Source organism: Emticicia sp. W12TSBA100-4 (genome assembly GCF_040253585.1).
GTDB lineage: Bacteria > Bacteroidota > Bacteroidia > Cytophagales > Spirosomataceae > Emticicia.
In genome coordinates this window covers 239,835-260,237 of sequence record NZ_JBELAU010000010.1, presented here as the reverse complement: position 1 = coordinate 260,237, position 20,403 = coordinate 239,835, and the positions used below count along the sequence as shown (strand labels likewise).

Below are 20,403 nucleotides of genomic sequence, written 5' to 3'. Positions count from 1 at the left end.
GCGTCCTCTGACCAAATTACCTGTTAACGCACTATAAAACTTTTACTCGGCACAATTTCGGAAAATTGTGCTACTGCATATCTTCTAATTTATTTAAGATTTTGGTCCAAATCGTATCTCTAAATTGCCTTTTAAAAAAGCCAAAATGTTCAATTTTCTTCGCTCCTAATTCGGCAGGAATGAGTTTTTCAGAAATTAATGTTTTGGTAGTTTTGAAATGCTGGAGCAAAAGCGGCACATTTTTTTCATTAGCGATGGGGTCGTCAGTTGTCCAAAAATGAGCAATTGGAAAAGTAAGTTCGTGATAATGCCCCAAAGGAACAGTTTTTCCGAAAAAGCGTTCATCCCAAAAATAATTCGGCACACTACACCAGTCAGCCCAATCTTTTACTACTTTTCTGGGCAAATCTTCCATAATTCCGAAACGTTTTGCGGCTACATAACCAGTCAGCAACACACTAATTGGGCGAAAAATATGAAAGAAAAACAAAGTTTGCAGGCGATACCCCAAAGGCATATTTCGCCAGTAGCCCGAACCCGAACCAACCGCCACCACACCACTCAGTTTCTGATAATTGGGCATCAAGCCAAAATTCATTCCACCAACACTATGCCCAATCAAAAATTTGGGTAAATCAGGGTATTTTTTATCCAAGAACTCCAATACAGCTGGCATATCCTGCGTACCGTATTCAATATAATTATAGTTACAATCTTTCATCGAAGGAGGTGACGACTCACAAGTACCACGATAATCGAATGTACAAACGGCATAATTTTGTTCGACTAAAAACCTCGCAAAAGGAAAGTAAAACTCTTTTTTAGCTCCTGTCCCTATACATAACTGTACAGCAGCCTTAGGTTTCTGTGGTTCAAATAAAACCGCCGCCAGCTCAACCCCATCTTCACATTTTATTTTTAGTTTTTGCATTATTTTTATTATACCAAACGTTTGTTTTATTCTCAATTTAACTTCATCATTGTACGAGCAAAAGCATCGTAAAGAAACTGTCGGTCGGCGTATAGTTTTGAGAACATTACTGCTCCTTCAAACTCCATGATGGTTTGTTGGGCAAGTCGGAACGACTGTTCGGGGCTTTTTCGTGTTTCGTAAATTGCTTGTAAGGCTTTTGTCCAATCGTTCATGATGGCTCTTAAAACTGACTGAAATTCAGGTACAACACCTACCGTTTCGAGAGTTGTATTTCCTATTAAGCAACCCCCTTCTTTTTCTAAAAGTAGTTTCCCCATCTTCTTGAGAAGTTTTTCCATTCGTTCTTCGGGCGTAAGACTTGCATCTTCGGCAATCGGGAAAACCTTATTAGTCAAATAAGTATGAATCGAAACGAGTAAATCTTTCATTAACATTTCTTTACTCGGAAAATGATAATATAGACTCCCCTTGAGCAAACCACTGGCTTCGGCAAGGTCTTGCATCGAAGTATTGTGGTAGCCTTTCACCCGAAAAATATCAGATGATTTTAGTAATATTTCTTCTTTGGTTATTTTCTGAACTGGCATTTTTTTCGATTATCTACCGACAACAGTCTATAGAAAACTTTAATTCTGGGTCAAATATAAAAATGATTTCTTGTTTACCAAACGATTGGTAGAATAATTTTTGTTTGCTTCATATCCAAATTATTAACCTTTCATCCCATATTATTGGCGGTTCAGATAATCATGGGGCTTATATGAAACCTTATTGTTATCAAATCAGTTGTGTTTTCATTCAGTTTCCTCTAAACACTTACACTATTTTATGAATCGAATGTTCGGATTTGCCCTTATGGCAGTCTTTTTTTTCTTGATTGATTTATACGTTTGGCAGGCCATAAAAATTGTTATGCGTTCGACCACTCTTTCTACGCAACGTATTATTGGTTTTGGATTTTGGGGACTTACCGTATTCTCAATTCTTTCAATCATCGCTATCTTTACTTACATGCCTATGTCGGCACCTGTAAAAGCAAGTTTCAGAACTTTCTTGATGGCAGGGATTTTTATCCTTTATATTTCAAAAGTTTTCTCTGTTTTGGTCTTGATTATTGATGATTTGATTCGCTTTGGCAAATGGGTTGTTAGTTTCTTTCAAGGTGACTCTGCTTCGGTTCAAGTAGCAACCGATGCTCTTCAACCAGCAGTCGAAAAAATCAGTCGTTCTGAGTTTTTAGCAAAATCAGCTTTGGCAGTTGGTGGTTTGCACGCAGGCGGAATGGCCTGGGGAATTTTATCAGGAGCTCACGATTATCGAGTTAGAAATGTAACGCTTCGAATTAAGAATCTACCGAAACAATTTGATGGGATGAAAATTGCTCAACTTTCAGATATTCATTCGGGAAGCTTCTTCAACAAAACTGCCGTAAAAGGTGGCGTTGAGATGTTGATGAAAGAGAAGCCTGATATGTTTTTTTTTACAGGCGATTTAGTTAATAACATTGCTCCAGAAGTGAAAGATTACATTGATATTTTCTCGAAAATCAAAGCACCGCTTGGCACTTTCTCCACACTTGGCAACCACGATTACGGTGATTATACCCAATGGGAATCACCTGAAAAGAAAATTCAAAACCTAAAAGACTTAATGAACGCCCACAAAACAATGGGCTGGGATTTATTGATGGACGAACACCGTGCTGTAAAAGTTGATGGTGAAAGCATCGGAATCTTAGGAATTCAGAACTGGGGTGCTGGCAATTTTGCCAAATATGGAAATTTGGCAAAAGCCCAACAGAATGCCCACGACTTGCCTGTAAAACTACTGCTTTCGCATGACCCAAGCCACTGGAGAAATCAGGTTTTGGACAAACACAAAGATATTGATGTGGCTTTTGCGGGGCATACGCACGGTATGCAGTATGGGGTTGAACTGGGCAATTTCAAATGGTCGCCAGTACAACTACGCTACAAAGAATGGGCTGGGCTTTACGAAGAAAATGACCAAAAACTCTATGTAAATCGTGGCTTTGGTTATCTCGGCTATCCTGGTCGTTTAGGAATCTTACCCGAAATTGCCATTTTTGAATTGAAAGTAGGTTGATTTTGGATAAATTAGAAAAATATTTCAATCAACTGTCCCCGCTCAAATCTACCACGTGGGATAAAGTGAAGCCTCTTTTTACAAAAACACATTTGGAAAAAGGAGAACACTTCATTGAGCAGGGACAGTTAGCTACTAAAATCGGATTTCTGGAGTCGGGTATTATGAGGGCGTTTTATCGCAACGACGAAGGAACAGAATACAATAAGCATTTTTTTATCGAAAACTCTTTTGTTGGTGGTTATGCTTCTTTGATTACTGGTCAACCCAATGTTATTATTCAGCAAACTCTAAGTGACTGCCATTTGTGGGTAGCTGATTTTAATCAACTTTCTTCCCTATACGATACTTGTCCTGATTTAGAGCGAGTTGCTCGCCGTATTGCTGAACTTTATTTTGTTGATAAAGAAAACCGTGAAATCGAAATCATACTCTTAGGTGCCGATAAGCGTTATGAACTCTTTCAAAAACGTTTTCCACAACTTGAACAACTCATTGCCCAATATCATATCGCTTCTTATTTGGGTATTACTCCCACACAATTGAGCCGCATCCGAAAAAAATTGGCACAACGCTGATTTCTTTACCTATGTAAATGCTTCGTCACTTCTACTGCCCTAATTTTGCTCAAAAAACAGCAAAACACATGCAGTATTTACTCACCCTGCTCATATTTGGCGGCATTTTTCTCCATACAAAAGCACAGAATCTCAATAATTAAGATGGAAATTAAAAAGCCTTATACGATTCTGATCTTAATGAATGCTACGCCAAAATGGCTTTCGCACACACGAGAAGAAAGAATTACTTTCTTCGAGAAAAAGGTAATTCCAGTTTTTCAGAAAGTGAGCAAAAGCGTTAAAGTACAACTGTTTGATAGCGAGTACTTTCACGCCAAAGTTTCGGATTTCATGATTGTTACTACAACTTCATTAGACGATTATAAACTTTTGATTGAACTACTGCGAGACACCAAAATCTATGCTGAGCCTTACTTTGAGATAAAGGATATAATAGTGGGCCAAGAAAATGCTTTTGAAGACTTTAACGAATTGCTCAAAAAATAAAACCATGAAAAACAGCGGAAACACCATTTTGATAACGGGCGGTACGGCAGGCATCGGACTTGAACTCGTCAGGCAATTTTATCAGCTCAATAATCGACTCATCGTCACTTCAAGTAATGCCAAAAACTTAGAAAAGCTGAAAGTCAATTTCCCAAGTATTCTGACTATTGTCTGCAATTTAGCATCTGATACTGATGTAAAAGCACTTGTAAATGCATGTCTTAGTCAACATACCGATATTAATATATTGATAAATAATGCTGGCGTACAATATAATTATGATTGGAAAACGGAAATAGATGGCTTCCAGAAAATTGCCGATGAAATAGCCATCAACCTTACAAGCCCCATGCAACTTGCCTATGGTTTATTACCGATTTTACTTAATCAAAAAGATGCAGCTATCATTAATATCTCGTCGGGTTTGACCTATGCACCTAAAGCCTCAGCACCTATTTATTGTGCTACTAAAGCCGCTATTCATAACGGAACTAAGGCATTACGCTATCAACTCGCTACAACGGTAAAGGTTTTTGAAATTATTCCCCCGCTGGTATCAACCGCCATGACCGAAGGCCGAGGAAAAGGCAAAATTTCGCCGCAACAGTTGGTTGATGAATTTATGAGAAACTTCGAGCGAGATATTTTTGAAAGTAATATCGGAAAAACCAAACTTCTACGATTCATCCAACGAGTTTCGCCTGCACTGGCTGATAAAATAATGAAGGGTGGGTTATAGACATTAAACTTATATTCCAAGAAGTAGCTATTTATAAGATGGCTACTTTTTTTGTTTAAGCCTATAAAGTAGATGCTAATTTCTGCTTTTTTTATCACCATTTATCTGACATAATGTTTCAAGTAAGATTTCTTTTTTTATGATTTTTCTGAAAAAATGCTTATAAATTCCATAGAGTGCCATAAATTAATTTAATTAAACGCAATAATCTGATTATAAGCATTTTATAAAATATCTTCATTTATTTTTAAAAGAAAGTTTGGCAGTTTGTAAAAAAATATTTTTCTTTATTTATTAAAAAGTTATTCAGTTGGCACGAAAAATGTGGAGGGGGTTAGATAAGTCCCTAAAATGAATGGAAAAACTCTACTTACGCAATGCAAAAATTAAGCCTTAACCAGTCCCTACAACAGCGTCTGTCTCCTCAGCAGATTCAGTTTATCAAACTGTTACAAATTCCGTCTGCCGAGCTTGAACAGAGAATCGAAGAAGAGCTTGAAATCAATCCAGCTTTAGAGGAAGGCATGGACATGAATGAGCGTGTGAAAGATGAGTATGATGATGACTATGACAGTGATAGCAGCAGCGATCATGATGACTATGGAGAATACGGTGAGTATGAAACTTATGAGGGACTGGACGTAAAACAATACTTGAATCAAGACGACTATGCTGGGTATAAAATGCAAGGTGATGGCTGGGGCGATGATGATCGTGATGCCATGCCCGTGATTGCAACCAGTACATTGGCTGAGTCTTTGGTACAACAATTGGGTTTCTTACGTCTTGATATACGCCAAGAATCAATCGGCATGCAACTCATTGGGAGCATCGAAGAAGATGGCTACATTCGCCGTCCGCTTCGTTCAATTTGCAATGACTTAGCTTTTACGCAAAATATTTATACCAATGAAGAAGAGGTAATGAATCTTTTGAAGAAAGTGCAAACTTTTGAGCCTGCGGGAATCGGAGCGAGAGATTTGAGAGAATGCCTTTTACTGCAACTCGAACGCAAAGATCAAGACGATTTTGCGGTAGAAACTGCCGTAAAAATAATTGATGCGTACTTCGACGAATTTACAAAAAAACACTACGAAAAAATACAACGCCGATTAGATATTGATGATGAAACGCTGAAAAGTGCCATCAAAGTTATTACTCGTCTGAATCCAAAACCTGGGAGTATCGGCACAGGTGATAGTGCAGCAGCCTACCTAATGGCCGATTTTATTGTGACGAATAATAATGGTAAATTGGATGTTATTTTGAACTCTAAAAATGCTCCTGAGCTTCGAGTGAGCCGTTCATTTGCCGAAATGCTCGATACGTACGACAAAAGCGACAAAAATGGCTCAGCACAGCATAAAAGTATCAAAGAGACCGTAACATTTGTTAAGCAAAAGCTTGATGCTGCTAAATGGTTTATTGATGCTATCAAACAACGCCAACAAACATTGCTGAAAACCATGAAATCAATCGTTGAGTTTCAGCACGAATTCTTCCTCGATGGCGATGAATCTAAGCTAAAACCAATGATTTTGAAGGATATTGCCAACCGTATAGATATGGATATTTCTACGGTATCACGTGTGGCTAATAGTAAATCTGTACAAGCTGATTTTGGTATTTATCCGCTAAAATATTTCTTCTCAGAAGGTATCGCAACCGATTCGGGTGAAGATGCTTCAAGCCGTGAAGTAAAAAATATCTTGAAAGAACTCATAGAAAACGAGCCTAAAAACTCGCCACTTTCAGATGATAAACTCGAAAAACTACTCAACAAACGTGGCTATAATATTGCTCGCCGCACGGTTGCCAAATACCGTGAGCAGCTCAATATTCCTGTGGCACGTTTGCGGAAGCAATTGTAGATTTGGTATTTACATATATTTTAAGGTCGGCATGGCTTTGAGCCATGCCGACCTTTTTTTATACCGAAATAATTAATTATCAGTCAAACAGAAAAAGCCTTCTTGATTGCTCAAGAAGGCTTTTTAATTTCTTTAGTACGTTGTAAGTTATACTTTCAACGCAGCCTGTAATTCTTCCATAGGAACCATTTCTTCCTTGAAAGTGTAAGCACCTGTTTTTGGTGATTTTACAGCTTTGATTACTTTCGCAAAGTTTTTACCTGCGGTTTTATCACGGAGTGTTGCGACTACTTTCTTTGCCATTTTTTTTAGATTTTAGATATGAGACATGAGACATGAGAAAAATCTCATTTTCATTTCTTCAAGATTATTTAATTTCTTTGTGGAGCGTGTGAGTTTTCAAAAATGGATTGTATTTTTTCAACTCCAAACGTCCTGTTGTATTCTTACGGTTTTTTGTCGTTACGTAACGAGACATACCTGCTACACCGCTTGTTTTTTGTACAGTACATTCTAAAATTACTTGTACACGATTGCCTTTCTTAGCCATTGTTTTATCTATTTAATGTATTGACTTTTATTGATAAGCAATCAAATCAAGCCAAAAGTGGTATTTTTGAAATAAAAATCTTTTAAAAATGCAATTACTTTTGAGCTAATCGCTTGAGTGTCTTGCATTTGGGGTTGCAAAGATACGAAATTGTGTTTTGTTTTTCAAAAATCTTTCAAAAGTTTTTTGATTAATTATTAGATTTATCTTCATGAAGCACCAAACAAGCCGTTTCAGTAGTTTTGGGCGTTAGTTTAAATCCCAGTTTTTGGATACTTTCTTGCACTTTCGATACTTCTTTCGGAAAATCAGCCACCCAAATAATGCTTGTGTCGGCGGTTTCGCTCTCATTTACTACCGGCATATCGACCACTTTCGTATCCCAAAGTAGTTTTAGAAAGTCTTTCAGTGGCATATCCATGCCTACGTTGCTGGTTGTTATGGCCGTATCTTTATTGGTTGAGAGAGCATATACTTTGCGAGTACGATTTTCGTTTTTTGCTTTTAGCCCGAAAACATCTTCCAAATTTTTCATGCCTATTTCGCCCAAACGATGTTTCATTGCTTCTGGAACTTTGATGGTTAGACAGTACTGTTGTTTTTCTTCTAACAAATATTTTGTTTGCTCTGAAACCTCCAGACACGCCCTGTCATTTGGATTTGGACGAGTTGTTTGATAAAGCACTTGATACATCAACGGTACTGTGCAATTAATAAACTCATATTCAAAGTCTGATTTTTTGTTGATTTGAGACTGTATCCCTTCTTTTTGTGCCGAAACTGCTACTTTATAAAAACTTTTATCTTCTGCCTGCACAGTGGTCATTACCGTTGCATTTTCGGTTTTTGTAGCAAATTCGGCTTTTGTTTTTACGGCTAAAATTGCCCCACTTTTGGCTAAATAAATCACCTCTTCGGTTACTTCTTCGGGCGATGTGATGGCTTTGATATACCCTTGTGGGTCGATAATGATCGTGTGAGGCATCAGTTGATGATAAAACAACTGATTAATAAACTTGTTAGCATCAATCGCAATTGGCATTGAAGTTGGGCGTTTTTTTAGGAAATTTACTACTTTCCAACGTTCTTCATCGGTTACATTGATTACTTCTAATTCATTCGGAAATTTTTTGTGCAAAGTTGCAAGATGGTCCATTGCTGGGAAACATGGCCCACAGAATGTTGCCCAAAACTCCAAAATGACTACTTTTCCTCGGTAGTCTTTGATGTTTTTCTTGGCTGTTCCTTCTTTTGTGAGAATATTTATATCGAAATCAGGAACTAATGAGCCAATTTGAATTGATTCTGAAACCGCTCCTTCTTGTGCGTGAGTACTCACGACAAACGTACATACAATACTGACGATGCTTAAAATCTTTCTCATTATGTTTCGATACGATTAAAATCCATGCAAAATTAAGTCTTTACTCAGAGCTTTTACAAAAATAGTCGTTGGTTTGAGACTAAAATTACTGAAAATAGCTTATTTACGCTTAGATTTTGAGCAAGAATCTTGCCATCAAGTAAAAAATGTCTTCATTGAAAACAAACTCATGAATCAAGATATTTTTATGCACGCATACTATTTTTCAAGAAATTTGGATTAATTTCGCCATTATCTATCAACTAAAAAACCAAGATGAAAAATACACAAGTAAACCTTATTGCTCGTCCAGTGGGTACTCCAACTGCCGAATGTTGGGAAATTATCGAAACCGAAACTCCCGAATTGGCCGAAAACCAGATTCTTGTTCAGAACCAATATTTGTCAATCGACCCTGCGATGCGTGGCTGGATGAACGAAGGCAAATCATATATCAGACCAGTAAAAATTGGTGAAGTAATGCGTGCTTTGGGTGCGGGTGTTGTGGTGGAATCGAAACACGCTGATTTTCAAGCTGGAGATTATGTGACAGCTGGAACAGGCGTACAAGAATACGCAGTTTTGGACGGAAAAGAAGCCCTGAAAGTTGACCCAAATTTTGTTCCTTTACCAGCATATCTTGGGACTTTAGGAATGTCTGGACTTACAGCATATTTTGGTTTGCTTGATACTGGTCAACCAAAAGAAGGCGAAACTGTGGTGGTTTCGGGAGCAGCAGGTGCTGTTGGTAGTGTAGTTGGACAGATTGCTAAAATAAAAGGTTGCCGAGTTGTGGGAATTGCAGGTGGAGCCGATAAATGTAAGTATGTGGTTGAAGAACTGGGCTTTGATGCTTGTGTTGATTATAAAGTTGGAGATTTGCGAAAACAACTCAAAGAAGCGTGTCCAGCAGGCGTTGATGTTTATTTTGATAATGTCGGTGGAGAAATTTTGGATACTGTGCTGACGTTGATAAATCTTCGTGCAAGAATCGTGATTTGTGGAGCAATTTCGCAGTATAACGCTACCGAAAAACCTGTTGGCCCGAGTAATTATTTAGCTCTTTTGGTGAATCGTGCAAGAATGGAAGGAATTGTGGTATTCGATAATGCCGCCAATTATGGAAAAGCGGTAAAAGAAATGGCTGGTTGGATTGCTCAAGGAAAGCTTAACTCGAAGGTTTATGTGGCCGAAGGTGGTGTACGAGCTTTCCCCGAAACGTTGATGAAATTATTTAAAGGAGAAAATACGGGTAAGTTAGTTTTGAAAGTTTTTTAATAAGTCCACAGTGAGGCAGATTTTATGGCAAACGAACAAAATTTAGATATTGATGCCTTAATCGAACGCATCGCCTCGTACCAGTCACGAGGTGATGCTTTTTTTCCTGATGGAATTTTTCCTTCTTATCGGCATAACAAATATCTTTTCTATCGTCGTCCTGACACAAATATTTTTTATACGGCCACTATTGTTTTTATTCTGAACCAAGTAAAAGGTAAGGTTTCGGCAAAATCTCAGCAGATTATTGAACACATTACAGAAAAAGCAAATAAAAACTACCCTGATTTTCAGAATAAAGATGGGTTGAAAACCTATAATTTTTGGAAAACAAAACCTTCTAAACATTTTCCAAACGGCAGAATCTTCCAACATTTAGACCATTTCAGAATCCCTGATGATATTGATGATACAGCATTAGTTTACCTGACTTTACCATATCCAACAGAAGATGTTTTGTGGTTGAAGGAGAAAGTGAAGCTGCATTGTTCTCCTTTAGGAGTCAGGGGTGGTGGCATTTATTCCACATGGTTTGGAAAAAATATGCCTATTGAGCATGATGTGTGTGCGTTGTGCAATTTAATGTATTTGTTTGAAAAACATCAGTTACCACACAATGAATACGACGAAGCTGTTTTTGTTTTTTTGAGAGAAGTTATTTTGGATGAAAAATATATTACCAATGCTTTTAAAGTAGCACATAATTATGCTACAACTCTGCTGATTATTTATCATTATGCTCGACTTTTGGGTGATTTTAATATACCACAATTAGAAGTTTGTCGAGAAAATTTGATTAGTAAAATCAAACAACTACTTGATAATGAATCGAATACGATGTATCGAACGATTTTAGAAACGTCTTTACTGAAGTTGGATAAGAATAATGTTTTAAAAATTAGCACTCAGAATTCAGAACTCAGAACCGCACGACGGACCGTTCAAAACTCATTCACCTATTTCATTGCAGGACTTTTGAGTTCTTACAAAAATCCGATTTTGTATTTCTTTGCCCCCTTTAAAATTACGCAAATGGAATGGGAGTGTGAAGCTCATGAGTTGGCACTTATCGTGGAACGGCTATCCTGTTTACTTTGACTTTACATGCGAACAGGATACGACCGTCGCTACGGTTCGCCCCACATTGCTAAATTCTCATCGGAATACCTTTTTCTTTTAGGTAAGTTTTTAATTCTGGAATCCCTATTTCTTTAAAGTGAAAAATACTTGCGGCTAAACCTGCATCGGCCTTTCCTGCGGTGAAAACATCATAGAAATGTTCCACCAAACCAGCTCCACCCGAAGCAATGATTGGAATATTTGAATTGTCGGAGATTTCGGCAGTTAACTCTAAGGCAAAACCCGCTTTTGTACCATCCGTATCCATCGAAGTCAATAGGATTTCTCCTGCTCCACGGTCTTCTACTTCCTTTGCCCAAGCGATTGTTCTTAGTTCGGTTGGTTTTCTACCTCCGTGTGTGTGAACGATATGTTCGTAACCGTTGGCTTGCTCAATATATCGAGTATCAATAGCCACAACAATACATTGCGAACCAAACTCAAGAGCTAACTCATTGATTAATTGAGGATTACGCACAGCCGAAGAATTGATAGACACTTTATCAGCACCTGCGTTTAAAAGTTTAGAAACATCAGCAACCGACCCGATTCCCCCACCTACACAAAATGGAATATTGATGGTATGGGCAACTCTACGCACTAAATCAAGTAGCGTTTTACGTTCTTCGACGGTAGCTGTGATGTCGAGAAACACTAATTCATCTGCTCCTTGACGAGCATATTCGGCACCAAGTTCTACGGGGTCGCCCGCATCACGAAGATTTACGAAATTAGTACCTTTGACGGTACGGCCATCTTTTATATCTAAACAAGGTATGATTCTTTTTGTAAGCATAGTTTCAAAGGTTCGGAAACCGTATGATTATTTTTCGTTATAAATATTGGGTCGGGCAATTTGCATCATTATATCGGGGTTATCCAGTGGAGTAAAGCCGAATTGTGCATAAAGTCCGTGGGCATCACGAGTGGCAAGCATCCATCGGCGAAGTCCTTGTAAATCAGGTTGTTGTGTGATACATTCCATCAGCCATTTTGAAATACCTTTGCCTCTTTCGCTCTCTAAAACAAAAACATCGGCCAAGTAAGCAAAAGTAGCATAGTCAGAAATGATTCGGGCATAGCCTACTTGATTTTCTGATTTATAAATGCCAAAAGTTATTGAATGTTCGGCGGCACGTTTCACGATTTCCATCGGGATATTAGGCGACCAATAGCTCGTCGATAAAAATCCATGAATTACATCGAATTGTAATTTGGTTTTATCGGTGCTAATTGTGTATTCGTCTTTTTGGTATTCGTAAATCATAATTATGGAACGCTGATTTTTATGATTATGATGATTTTTTAAGATTTGGCTTGTGGTCATTTGAGAATACCTTTCTCTTAAATTGAGGCTCTTTCCCAAAATTTATCAAAAGTCCTACTTCAATATGAGTCGCTCTCAAATAATTGGTTAATTGAGCCTCATGTTCTGAACTCAATGCTTCAGCCGCTTTTAATTCAAGTATAATTTTATCTTCTACGATAATATCAGCGTAATAATAACCCACTTTTTCTGTTTCATAAAACACATCAATTGGATATTGTTGTGAACATTGTAAGCCTATTTTCTTAACTCTATTAAAAAAGCATTTTCATATACTTTTTCTAAGAAACCATACCCTAATACATTATAAACTTTATAAAAAGCCTTAATTGTTCGCCCAGTAAGTTCAGAATGTTTAAAGTTGATTTCAGAATCTTTCATCATAACTTATCATAAGAATCATAAAAATCTGCGTTCTATCTCTTTCAAAGTAACACGCCCTTCGTAAATGGCCTTACCGACGATTACGCCAAAGATATTGAGTTCAGCTAAATCTTCTAAATCTTGCATTGAACTCACGCCTCCGCTTGCAATTACCTGTAAATCAGGAAATTGTGCTTGTATTTTCTTGTATAAATCAACCGAAGGCCCTTGTAATAGTCCATCTTTGGCTACATCAGTGCTGATAGTATATTTTACGCCTTTGGCAATCCATTCTCCTATAAAATCATATACCCAAACGCCCGAATCTTCTTCCCAACCACTTACTGCAATTTTTTCGTTGCGTGCATCAGCACCTAAAATAATTGACTCTCCACCAAATCTTTTAAGCCAATCTTCAAATAATGCTGGATTTTTAATGGCAATACTTCCACCTGTGATTTGCTTTGCACCACAGTCAAAGGCCAAACGAATGTCGTCATCCGATTGCACACCTCCGCCAAAATCAATGTGAAGATTAGTTTTTGATGCAATGGTTTCGAGAACCTTAGCGTTGGTGATTTTTTTATTTTTCGCTCCATCTAAATCAACCAAATGCAAGCGTTTAATGCCCGCATCTTCAAACATCTTGGCTACTTCGAGTGGATTTTCGTTGTAAGTTTTTTTCTGAGAATAATCACCTTGTGTAAGCCTTACGCATTTACCGTCGATGATGTCAATGGCTGGAATGATTTGAAACATAATTCCTAACCCCTAAAGAGGGGATTTATTATTATTTAGTATAATATAAGTAGATATAAAACTGGTCGATTTGATAAATGACTATCATCAAATCTCCAAGAAATTCTTAAAAATCTGTTCGCCTACATCACCGCTGATTTCAGAGTGAAATTGTGCCGCAAAGAAATTGTCTCGCTGCAACATTGCTGAATATTCAAGAATATAATCCGTTTTGGCTACTGTATAATCGCAAAGCGGAGCATAATATCCGTGGTTATAATAGACATATTCGCTTTCACGCAAACCTTTCAAAAGCGGATTAACCTCTTTTTTTGTTCCCCCATCGGGGGTTAGGGGGCTAATATTATTCCAACCCGTTTGCGGAACTTTGAAGCCTTTTACTCTCGGAAACTTCAAGATTGGAATATCAAAAACTCCCAAACATTCGGTATTATTTTCTTCTGATGATTGGCAGAGAAGTTGCATTCCTACGCAAGTTCCCAAAAATGGCTGTTTAAGCGTTGGAATCACTTTATTGAGACCATTTTCTCTCAAGCTTTTCATGGCGGTTGAAGCTTCGCCTACACCTGGGAAAATAATTCGTTCGGCAGAGCGAATCACTTCGGCATTATCCGAAAGTTCATAGCTGGCACCAATACGCTCAAGAGCATACATGACCGACTGCACATTGCCTGCGTTATATTTTATGATTACGACTTTCAATTTTTAATTCTCAATGATAGGATGATAAAATGAGCGAATGATTAGAAATATATTCATTCAAGAATTTATTACAAATCTAAACTTATAGACAGACAATACATTATTTTTATTGAAAAAGTAATATTTTATCTTGCTTTGGTTTAATTATTGGGCAGTATTTTAAAATATTCTTTCATTCTATCATCCTATCATTGAGGCATTGGTTATCTTGCAGCGAAATTTCACCACCCCCAAAATGAATTGGCAGACTCTTTTTTCTAATAAACGACTCGGTGCCGAACACCGCAACGCCCACGAACATTTCCGCACTGACTATATGCGAGACTACGACCGATTGATTTTTTCGTCGCAGTTTCGTCGCTTACAAAACAAAACCCAAGTTTTTCCATTACCTGGGGCAGTTTTTGTGCATAATCGCTTGACTCACAGCTTGGAAGTTGCTTCGGTTGGACGCTCGCTCGGGAAAGCAATTGGAGAAAGAATTGTGGCAAAATATGAAAATGAACTGAATCAAGAGGCCATAGAGTTTTATAAATTTGAACTTTCAGCGGTGGTCATGACGGCCTGTATTGCTCACGATATTGGAAACCCCCCTTTCGGACATTCGGGCGAAGAGGCGATTCGTACCTATTTTAGAGAATTGGAGGGCGAAAAACTTCAATTTTTGACCGAAAACTTGACCGAAAACCAGTTCAATGATTTCAAATGGTTTGAGGGAAATGCCAATGCGTTTAGAATTCTGACAACGATTTTCAATCAAAGTAATCTGAATCTAACTTACGCCACTTTGGCTTCTATCATTAAATATCCTGCCGATTCGACGAGCGGATTTAAGAAGAAAAGTTTTATTTCGGCAAAGAAATCGGGCTTTTTTGATGCCGAAAGTGAGTTTTATCAACGCATTGCTACTGAGCTGAATATCAATGCTTTGAATGAGGAGAAAACAGTTTTTGCTCGCCATCCCTTTGTGTTTTTGGTAGAAGCAGCCGATGATATTTGTTATCGAATCATCGACCTCGAAGATGCTCACCGACTAAATATTATTTCGATTCAAGAAGCAAGAGATTTACTCGAACCTTTCTTCGAATCGCAAGAAGGGAAAAAAACTATCAAAGAAAAAGTGGATACGATTGAAGATGACAAGCAGAAACTTTCTTTTCTGCGAGCCATGCTCATCGGGAGATTGGTAGGAAAATGCACCGAAATTTTCTTTGAATACGAAGCACAGCTACTCGACGGCTCGCTCAATAAGCCTTTGATTGACCTTTTAGATGAAAAAACTACCTCTTTAATCAAAAAAATTGATGAGATTTCGATCAAAAAAATCTATAACGATAAGTCGGTGATTGAAATCGAAATTGCGGGTTATCATATTATTGGTGGATTGCTGAAAGAATTTGTTTCGGCAGTTTTGCAGCCTGACACGGCCAAATCAAGAAAATTATTGCAGTTGATTCCGAGTCAATATGGTATTACGAAAGGCGGAGATGTTTATCAGAATATCCTTGCGGTAGTTGATTTTATATCGGGCATGACCGATTTATTTGCCATTGACCTTTATCGAAAAATTACTGGGATTCAGATTCCGCAGTTGTAGAATAGTCCACGGTCTTCGGTCAACAGTCCACAGATTGTGGAATATGAGTTGTTTAACCACTTAATTATTAGATTTGAAAAATTAAGGAACTTCAAAACCGAAAAAAACTGTTGTTTTTACATCAAATAATAAAAATATCCGAATGAAGCAAACCAAAGACCCTTACGCAGCTCTCCGTTTTCCCGAATTTAGGTATTTTATCTCGGCTCAATTTCTATTTACGGTTGCAGTTTTGGTGCAAGAAGTTGTTATCAGTTTTTATTTGTACGAAATCACTCACGACCCGCTTTCTTTGGGTTTAATTGGACTTTTTGAAGCGATTCCATATATTTCTTTGGCACTTTTTGGTGGATATTTTGCCGACCGAGGCGATAAAAAGCTTATCATTCAGCTTTGTTATGGTGTAATTGTGCTATGTTCTTTCCTGTTACTTTGGGTTACTTATCCGTCGGCCAATCATTCGTTTGATGTTTCTCAAATCAAATTTGTTGTTTATCTAACTGTTTTTATATTGGGTATCGCCCGTGGGTTTTATGGCCCATCGTGGTCATCGCTCAAACCTTTTTTAGTTCCAGCCGAACACTATCCAAACTCTGCCTCGTGGAGTAGTCAATTTTGGCAATCGGGTATGATTTTGGGGCCAGCATCAGCTGGTTTTTTATATAGTTGGTTGGGCTTGACAAATACACTTATTTTGGTGATAGTTTTGTTTGCCATTGCTTTTGTTTTGGTAAGCCTGATTTCTAAAAAGCCTATTCAGCAGTCGGCTACTCACCAAAATGTATTTCAAAGCCTAAAAGAAGGAATCGACTTTGTGCGTAAAAACCGAATCTTATTTTATGCTATTTTACTTGATATGTTTTCGGTACTTTTTGGCGGAGTGATTGCCATTTTGCCAGTTTTTGCCAAAGATGTGTTGCACGTCGGGGCTGAGGGTTTAGGTATTTTGCGTGCCGCTCCAGGCGTTGGTGCGGTATTGACTATGCTCGGAACTGCCTATTTCCCACCGACTCGCCAAGCGTGGCGAAATATGCTCATTGGCGTGGCTGGCTTTGGTGTCGCAACTATTGTTTTTGCACTTTCTACTAATTTTTGGCTGTCGGCAGCAGCTTTATTTTTAACTGGGGCTTTCGATAGTATTAGCGTAATTGTACGTCAGACCATCCTGCAAGTACTTCCACCCGATGAAATGCGTGGGCGTGTGAGTGGCGTAAACGGTATTTTTGTGAGCTGCTCAAACGAACTCGGTGCTTTTGAATCGGGCGTAGCGGCAAAGCTTTTGGGAGCTGTACCTTCAGTGCTTTTTGGTGGTGTGATGACACTCGTTTTTGCAATTATCATTTTTCTACGCTCGGGCGACCTTTTTGATGTAAAATTGGAGAAAAAGTCATAGTTGAAAGTCCACGGTTGACTGTACGTAGTCAACGGATATTTAAAGATTTTTGGGCAATTATTGGCAGCTTAAAAACAAAATTTTACATTTGCTAAGACGAAACCTATTTAATATGATTCGACTTTTTGCTGTTGTAAATGACTTTTTTAAGAATAAACCCGTCAAAATTGCTTTGATGGTGTTTTTTGTTTTTTCAGAAACTATATCTTTTGCCCAAAATCGACCACGAACGGATATTAATTTGGATGAATTTATTCAGCGAGTTTTTCCTGTTCAGCAAGAAAACATCAACTACGAAGATCTTTACGAGTCGCTTTACCAACTTTACCAAAATCCACTCAATCTAAATACTGCCACTGCCGAAGATTTAGCTTCGCTCTATGTACTTTCACAGATTCAGATAAAAAGTATTCTTGACCATCGAGAACAAAACGGCGATTTTCTGAGCATTTACGAACTCCAAGCCGTACAGAATCTTGATTTGGAGACAATAAACAAGCTCTTACCTTTCGTTGACATAAAATATAAGTTTTCGGTCGGAGACTTAAAAAATCGGCTAACTAATGCTACTGACCATTATTTTGTGTTGAGGAATTCGCAAGTTTTAGAAAAATCAAGGGGTTTCGAAGAAGGAAAATATCTTGGTTCGCCGCAGCATCTTTACGCCCGCTATCGCCTAAGCCACCCGAAAGATTTTCAAGTAGGTTTTATTGTAGAAAAAGATGCTGGCGAAAAAAACTACCTTGATTTCTACACATTTCATTTTCAACTTCGCAATAAAGGCAAACTCAAAAACTTAGTTCTGGGCGATTATCAAGCACAATTTGGGCAAGGTCTAATCATGTCAGCTGGGTTTTCGTTGGGCAAAAGTAGCGAAGCCATTGCCACTACTCGCCGTAGTAATTTGGGCGTTCGCCCTTACGGTTCGTTGCTCGAAGGAGGCTATTTTAGAGGAGCAGCTGCCACTTATCAACTTGGCAAAATCGACTTAACAGGCTTTTATTCATACACAAAACGAGACGCCAGCATCAGCGATGATAGTGGTGAACGAGAAGATTACTTTAGCTCGGTTCTAACGGGAGGTTATCACCGAACCGAAACCGAATTGGCTCGAAAAAATCAATTAACTGAGCAAAATATTGGCGTAAATGCCACTTTTCCGTTCAGAAATGGGCAAATAGGAGCAACTTTACTCAACACACAATTTGATGCTACGCTACAACGGAACCCAGTTTTGTATAATAAATTTGAGTTTTCGGGGAAACAAAACTTGGTTATCGGTACAAACTTTACTTATACTTGGCAAAACTTCAATTTCTTTGGCGAAGCGGCTCGCTCAAGTAGTGGTGGCATCGGGGCGATTGGTGGTTTTGTTGCAGCCCTCAGCCGACAAGTTGAATGGGCAGTAAATATCAGAAATTTCGATAAAAACTTTCATAGTTTTTATGCCAACGGGCTGAGCGAAGGAAGCAGAAATATCAACGAACGAGGCATCTATTGGGGGCTGAAATATTCACCAAAAAAAGGTTTGACCTTCAGTGCTTTCTATGACCGTTTCCAGTTTCCGTGGCTCAGGTATTTGGTCGATGCTCCTTCTGGTGGTTTCGATTATTTGCTCCGAATGACTTATCAGCCAAATAAAAAAGCCTTGTTTTATGTGCAATATCACGAAGAACACAAAGGTAAAAACTTGCCCAATAATTCAACGGTGACCGATGTAGTTGTAAACGTGATGCGACAAAGTATTTTGGCAAATTTTGAGTATTCGGTTAATCGAGTTTTCAAGACTCAAACCCGTGTGCAGTTAAACACTTATCAATACGAAACTCGCTCACAATCAAAAGGTTATGCAATTATGCAAGACCTCGAAGGCTCAATCCGAAAATTACAACTCAAAGGCAGAATTGCTTATTATAATACCGACGATTATGATTCGAGAATCTATGTCTATGAAAACGACGTGCTTTATGCAGTTTCGTTACCAGCGTATTCGGGCAAGGGCATTCGGACGTATTTAGTAGCTCGGTATGGCCTCACTCGAAATCTTGATTTATGGGTGCGTTATGCACGTACTCAACTCAGCAATGTAAACACAATCGGAAGCGGCACAGATTTAATCAATGCTCCGCATCGTAGCGAAGTGAAAGCACAGATTAGGTATTCGTTTTAAAAATACAATTTAGAAAATTGTGTTACGACTGATGAAACTCTACTAAACCATTAATTGGGGTTCCTAATATTCTGCCGAGTTTAATACCTTGACTATCAGCTACTTTTATCAATAAATCTTTGTAGTAAAAAGCCACCGAACCCACAAAACTTACGTTGATTTCGTGACACATCGGGTATTTTAGAATGTATTTTTCAAAAAATTGTAGGAAGCAGTTTTCCACTAAATTGCTGCAAAAATCATCTTCGAGATTATCAAACAAAAACCTTGAAAAGGTAGCAAAATAACGATTTGGGAAAGGTTTATGATACGCATTTTCAAGAACCGTCAGCCTATCCATTGTTCCGTACTTTTCTTCAAACTTTGCTCTAATTTTGAGCGGCATTTCTTTGTGTAAATAACTCAACAATAGACTTTTACCCAAATGTCCACCACTACCTTCATCGCCCAGCCAAAAACCTAACGGTGGAATCTGAAATCCTGTTTTTTCACCATCAAAATAGATGGAATTTGAGCCAGTTCCCAAAATACATGCAATTCCTGTTGCTTTTCCGCACGCTGCTCGTGCCGCACCTACGACATCGCTTTGAGCTTCAATTTGCTGGCAAGTCGGGAAAACTTTCAAAATGGCTTCCTTAATTACGCCTGCTTTTTCTTCATTAGTTACACCCGTTCCGTAATAAAAAACTTGTGTTACTTCCTTCGTGCAGAGCGGCAAAAGATTGGCTTTTAGTTCGTTGGCAATCGAATCGGCATCTTGATAGTATGGATTAAACCCGACGGTCTGCATTTGTGCAATTACTTCATTTTGGTCTAAAATTCGCCAATCGGTTTTGGTTGAGCCGCTATCTGCTATCAGAATCATGGAGGAAATGTTTTTTGTTGTAAATATCAGAAATGTAGGACAGGTTTGCAACCTGTCGATAGCGTAAATAATGTAAAAACATATTCTACGTACTGACAAGTTAGAAACTTGTCCTACTTAAAAACATAACATTTTTAATTTTTTATTTCATTAATTCAATAAATTCTTGCGTTAAATGGATACTTCCCAACTTTAAACTT

The 20,403-nt window shown here is 38.1% G+C and carries 20 protein-coding genes and 1 pseudogene; 10 read left to right on the top strand and 11 right to left on the bottom strand.

All coding sequences use genetic code 11. The features are described 5' to 3' along the window. Positions 1 to 70: 70 nt before the first annotated feature. Together ABR854_RS16535 and ABR854_RS16530 are read right to left on the bottom strand one after the other, a co-directional pair. On the bottom strand, positions 71 to 931 hold the full coding sequence (locus tag ABR854_RS16535; RefSeq protein ID WP_350266624.1) for an alpha/beta hydrolase family protein: 861 nt from the start codon (positions 929 to 931) through the stop codon (positions 71 to 73). A gap of 32 nt (positions 932 to 963) precedes the next feature. Next, a complete protein-coding gene (locus tag ABR854_RS16530) occupies positions 964 to 1,521 on the bottom strand; it encodes a TetR/AcrR family transcriptional regulator (protein WP_350266622.1) in 558 nt (185 codons plus the stop codon). 241 nt (positions 1,522 to 1,762) lie between these two features. On the opposite strand from ABR854_RS16530, the gene ABR854_RS16525 reads away from it, so the two are divergent. The 5 genes from ABR854_RS16525 to rpoN all read left to right on the top strand — a co-directional run bounded on the left by ABR854_RS16525 (position 1,763) and on the right by rpoN (position 6,717). Further along, complete coding sequence (locus tag ABR854_RS16525; RefSeq protein ID WP_350266620.1) at positions 1,763 to 3,040, top strand: metallophosphoesterase; 1,278 nt, start codon at positions 1,763 to 1,765, stop codon at positions 3,038 to 3,040. A 2-nt stretch (positions 3,041 to 3,042) separates the two neighbouring features. After that, positions 3,043 to 3,618: a Crp/Fnr family transcriptional regulator gene (locus ABR854_RS16520; RefSeq protein WP_350266619.1), complete on the top strand. Its 576-nt coding sequence runs from the start codon at positions 3,043 to 3,045 to the stop codon at positions 3,616 to 3,618. Between the two features lie 144 nt (positions 3,619 to 3,762). Next, the gene (locus tag ABR854_RS16515; RefSeq protein ID WP_350266617.1) at positions 3,763 to 4,107 is read left to right on the top strand and encodes a darcynin family protein; all 345 of its coding nucleotides are present in this window, start codon (positions 3,763 to 3,765) and stop codon (positions 4,105 to 4,107) included. Between the two features lie 4 nt (positions 4,108 to 4,111). Beyond that, positions 4,112 to 4,846, top strand: a complete 735-nt coding sequence (locus ABR854_RS16510; protein WP_350266615.1) for an SDR family oxidoreductase — start codon at positions 4,112 to 4,114, stop codon at positions 4,844 to 4,846. A 377-nt stretch (positions 4,847 to 5,223) separates the two neighbouring features. Beyond that, positions 5,224 to 6,717: an RNA polymerase factor sigma-54 gene (rpoN, locus tag ABR854_RS16505; RefSeq protein WP_350266614.1), complete on the top strand. Its 1,494-nt coding sequence runs from the start codon at positions 5,224 to 5,226 to the stop codon at positions 6,715 to 6,717. A 147-nt stretch (positions 6,718 to 6,864) separates the two neighbouring features. Here rpoN and ABR854_RS16500 read toward each other — a convergent pair whose 3' ends face one another. The 3 genes from ABR854_RS16500 to ABR854_RS16490 form a co-directional block, all read right to left on the bottom strand. Then, positions 6,865 to 7,020, bottom strand: coding sequence for a DUF4295 domain-containing protein (locus ABR854_RS16500; RefSeq protein WP_188766879.1), 156 nt, complete (start codon positions 7,018 to 7,020; stop codon positions 6,865 to 6,867). A gap of 64 nt (positions 7,021 to 7,084) precedes the next feature. After that, on the bottom strand, positions 7,085 to 7,267 hold the full coding sequence (rpmG, locus tag ABR854_RS16495) for a 50S ribosomal protein L33 (RefSeq protein WP_299421985.1): 183 nt from the start codon (positions 7,265 to 7,267) through the stop codon (positions 7,085 to 7,087). A 190-nt stretch (positions 7,268 to 7,457) separates the two neighbouring features. Next, positions 7,458 to 8,651 (bottom strand): TlpA family protein disulfide reductase, encoded by a 1,194-nt coding sequence (locus tag ABR854_RS16490; protein ID WP_350266611.1) that lies wholly within the window; start codon positions 8,649 to 8,651, stop codon positions 7,458 to 7,460. 255 nt (positions 8,652 to 8,906) lie between these two features. On the opposite strand from ABR854_RS16490, the gene ABR854_RS16485 reads away from it, so the two are divergent. Both ABR854_RS16485 and ABR854_RS16480 read left to right on the top strand, forming a co-directional pair. Next, positions 8,907 to 9,908, top strand: a complete 1,002-nt coding sequence (locus tag ABR854_RS16485; protein ID WP_350266609.1) for an NADP-dependent oxidoreductase — start codon at positions 8,907 to 8,909, stop codon at positions 9,906 to 9,908. A gap of 24 nt (positions 9,909 to 9,932) precedes the next feature. After that, positions 9,933 to 11,006 (top strand): hypothetical protein, encoded by a 1,074-nt coding sequence (locus tag ABR854_RS16480; RefSeq protein WP_350266608.1) that lies wholly within the window; start codon positions 9,933 to 9,935, stop codon positions 11,004 to 11,006. 49 nt (positions 11,007 to 11,055) lie between these two features. Here ABR854_RS16480 and hisF read toward each other — a convergent pair whose 3' ends face one another. From hisF to hisH, 5 genes and pseudogenes are all read right to left on the bottom strand, one after another. Then, the gene (gene hisF / locus ABR854_RS16475; RefSeq protein ID WP_350266606.1) at positions 11,056 to 11,823 is read right to left on the bottom strand and encodes an imidazole glycerol phosphate synthase subunit HisF; all 768 of its coding nucleotides are present in this window, start codon (positions 11,821 to 11,823) and stop codon (positions 11,056 to 11,058) included. 27 nt (positions 11,824 to 11,850) lie between these two features. Continuing rightward, a complete protein-coding gene (locus ABR854_RS16470) occupies positions 11,851 to 12,294 on the bottom strand; it encodes a GNAT family N-acetyltransferase (protein WP_350266605.1) in 444 nt (147 codons plus the stop codon). 25 nt (positions 12,295 to 12,319) lie between these two features. Further along, a pseudogene (locus ABR854_RS16465) lies at positions 12,320 to 12,735 on the bottom strand (GxxExxY protein). Between the two features lie 18 nt (positions 12,736 to 12,753). Next, entirely contained in the window at positions 12,754 to 13,476 is a 723-nt protein-coding gene (gene hisA, locus ABR854_RS16460; RefSeq protein WP_350266603.1) for a 1-(5-phosphoribosyl)-5-[(5-phosphoribosylamino)methylideneamino]imidazole-4-carboxamide isomerase, read from the bottom strand. A gap of 87 nt (positions 13,477 to 13,563) precedes the next feature. After that, entirely contained in the window at positions 13,564 to 14,178 is a 615-nt protein-coding gene (gene hisH, locus ABR854_RS16455; protein WP_350266601.1) for an imidazole glycerol phosphate synthase subunit HisH, read from the bottom strand. 235 nt (positions 14,179 to 14,413) lie between these two features. On the opposite strand from hisH, the gene ABR854_RS16450 reads away from it, so the two are divergent. The 3 genes from ABR854_RS16450 (at position 14,414) to ABR854_RS16440 (ending at position 19,338) form a co-directional block, all read left to right on the top strand. Next, positions 14,414 to 15,775: a deoxyguanosinetriphosphate triphosphohydrolase gene (locus ABR854_RS16450; protein ID WP_350266599.1), complete on the top strand. Its 1,362-nt coding sequence runs from the start codon at positions 14,414 to 14,416 to the stop codon at positions 15,773 to 15,775. Between the two features lie 142 nt (positions 15,776 to 15,917). Then, positions 15,918 to 17,168, top strand: coding sequence for an MFS transporter (locus tag ABR854_RS16445; protein WP_350266597.1), 1,251 nt, complete (start codon positions 15,918 to 15,920; stop codon positions 17,166 to 17,168). Between the two features lie 112 nt (positions 17,169 to 17,280). Continuing rightward, the gene (locus tag ABR854_RS16440; RefSeq protein ID WP_350266596.1) at positions 17,281 to 19,338 is read left to right on the top strand and encodes a ComEA family DNA-binding protein; all 2,058 of its coding nucleotides are present in this window, start codon (positions 17,281 to 17,283) and stop codon (positions 19,336 to 19,338) included. A 22-nt stretch (positions 19,339 to 19,360) separates the two neighbouring features. Here the strand turns inward: ABR854_RS16440 and ABR854_RS16435 are convergent, their stop codons facing one another. Further along, complete coding sequence (locus ABR854_RS16435) at positions 19,361 to 20,203, bottom strand: N-acetylglucosamine kinase (RefSeq protein WP_350266594.1); 843 nt, start codon at positions 20,201 to 20,203, stop codon at positions 19,361 to 19,363. Between the last annotated feature and the right edge of the window lie 200 nt (positions 20,204 to 20,403).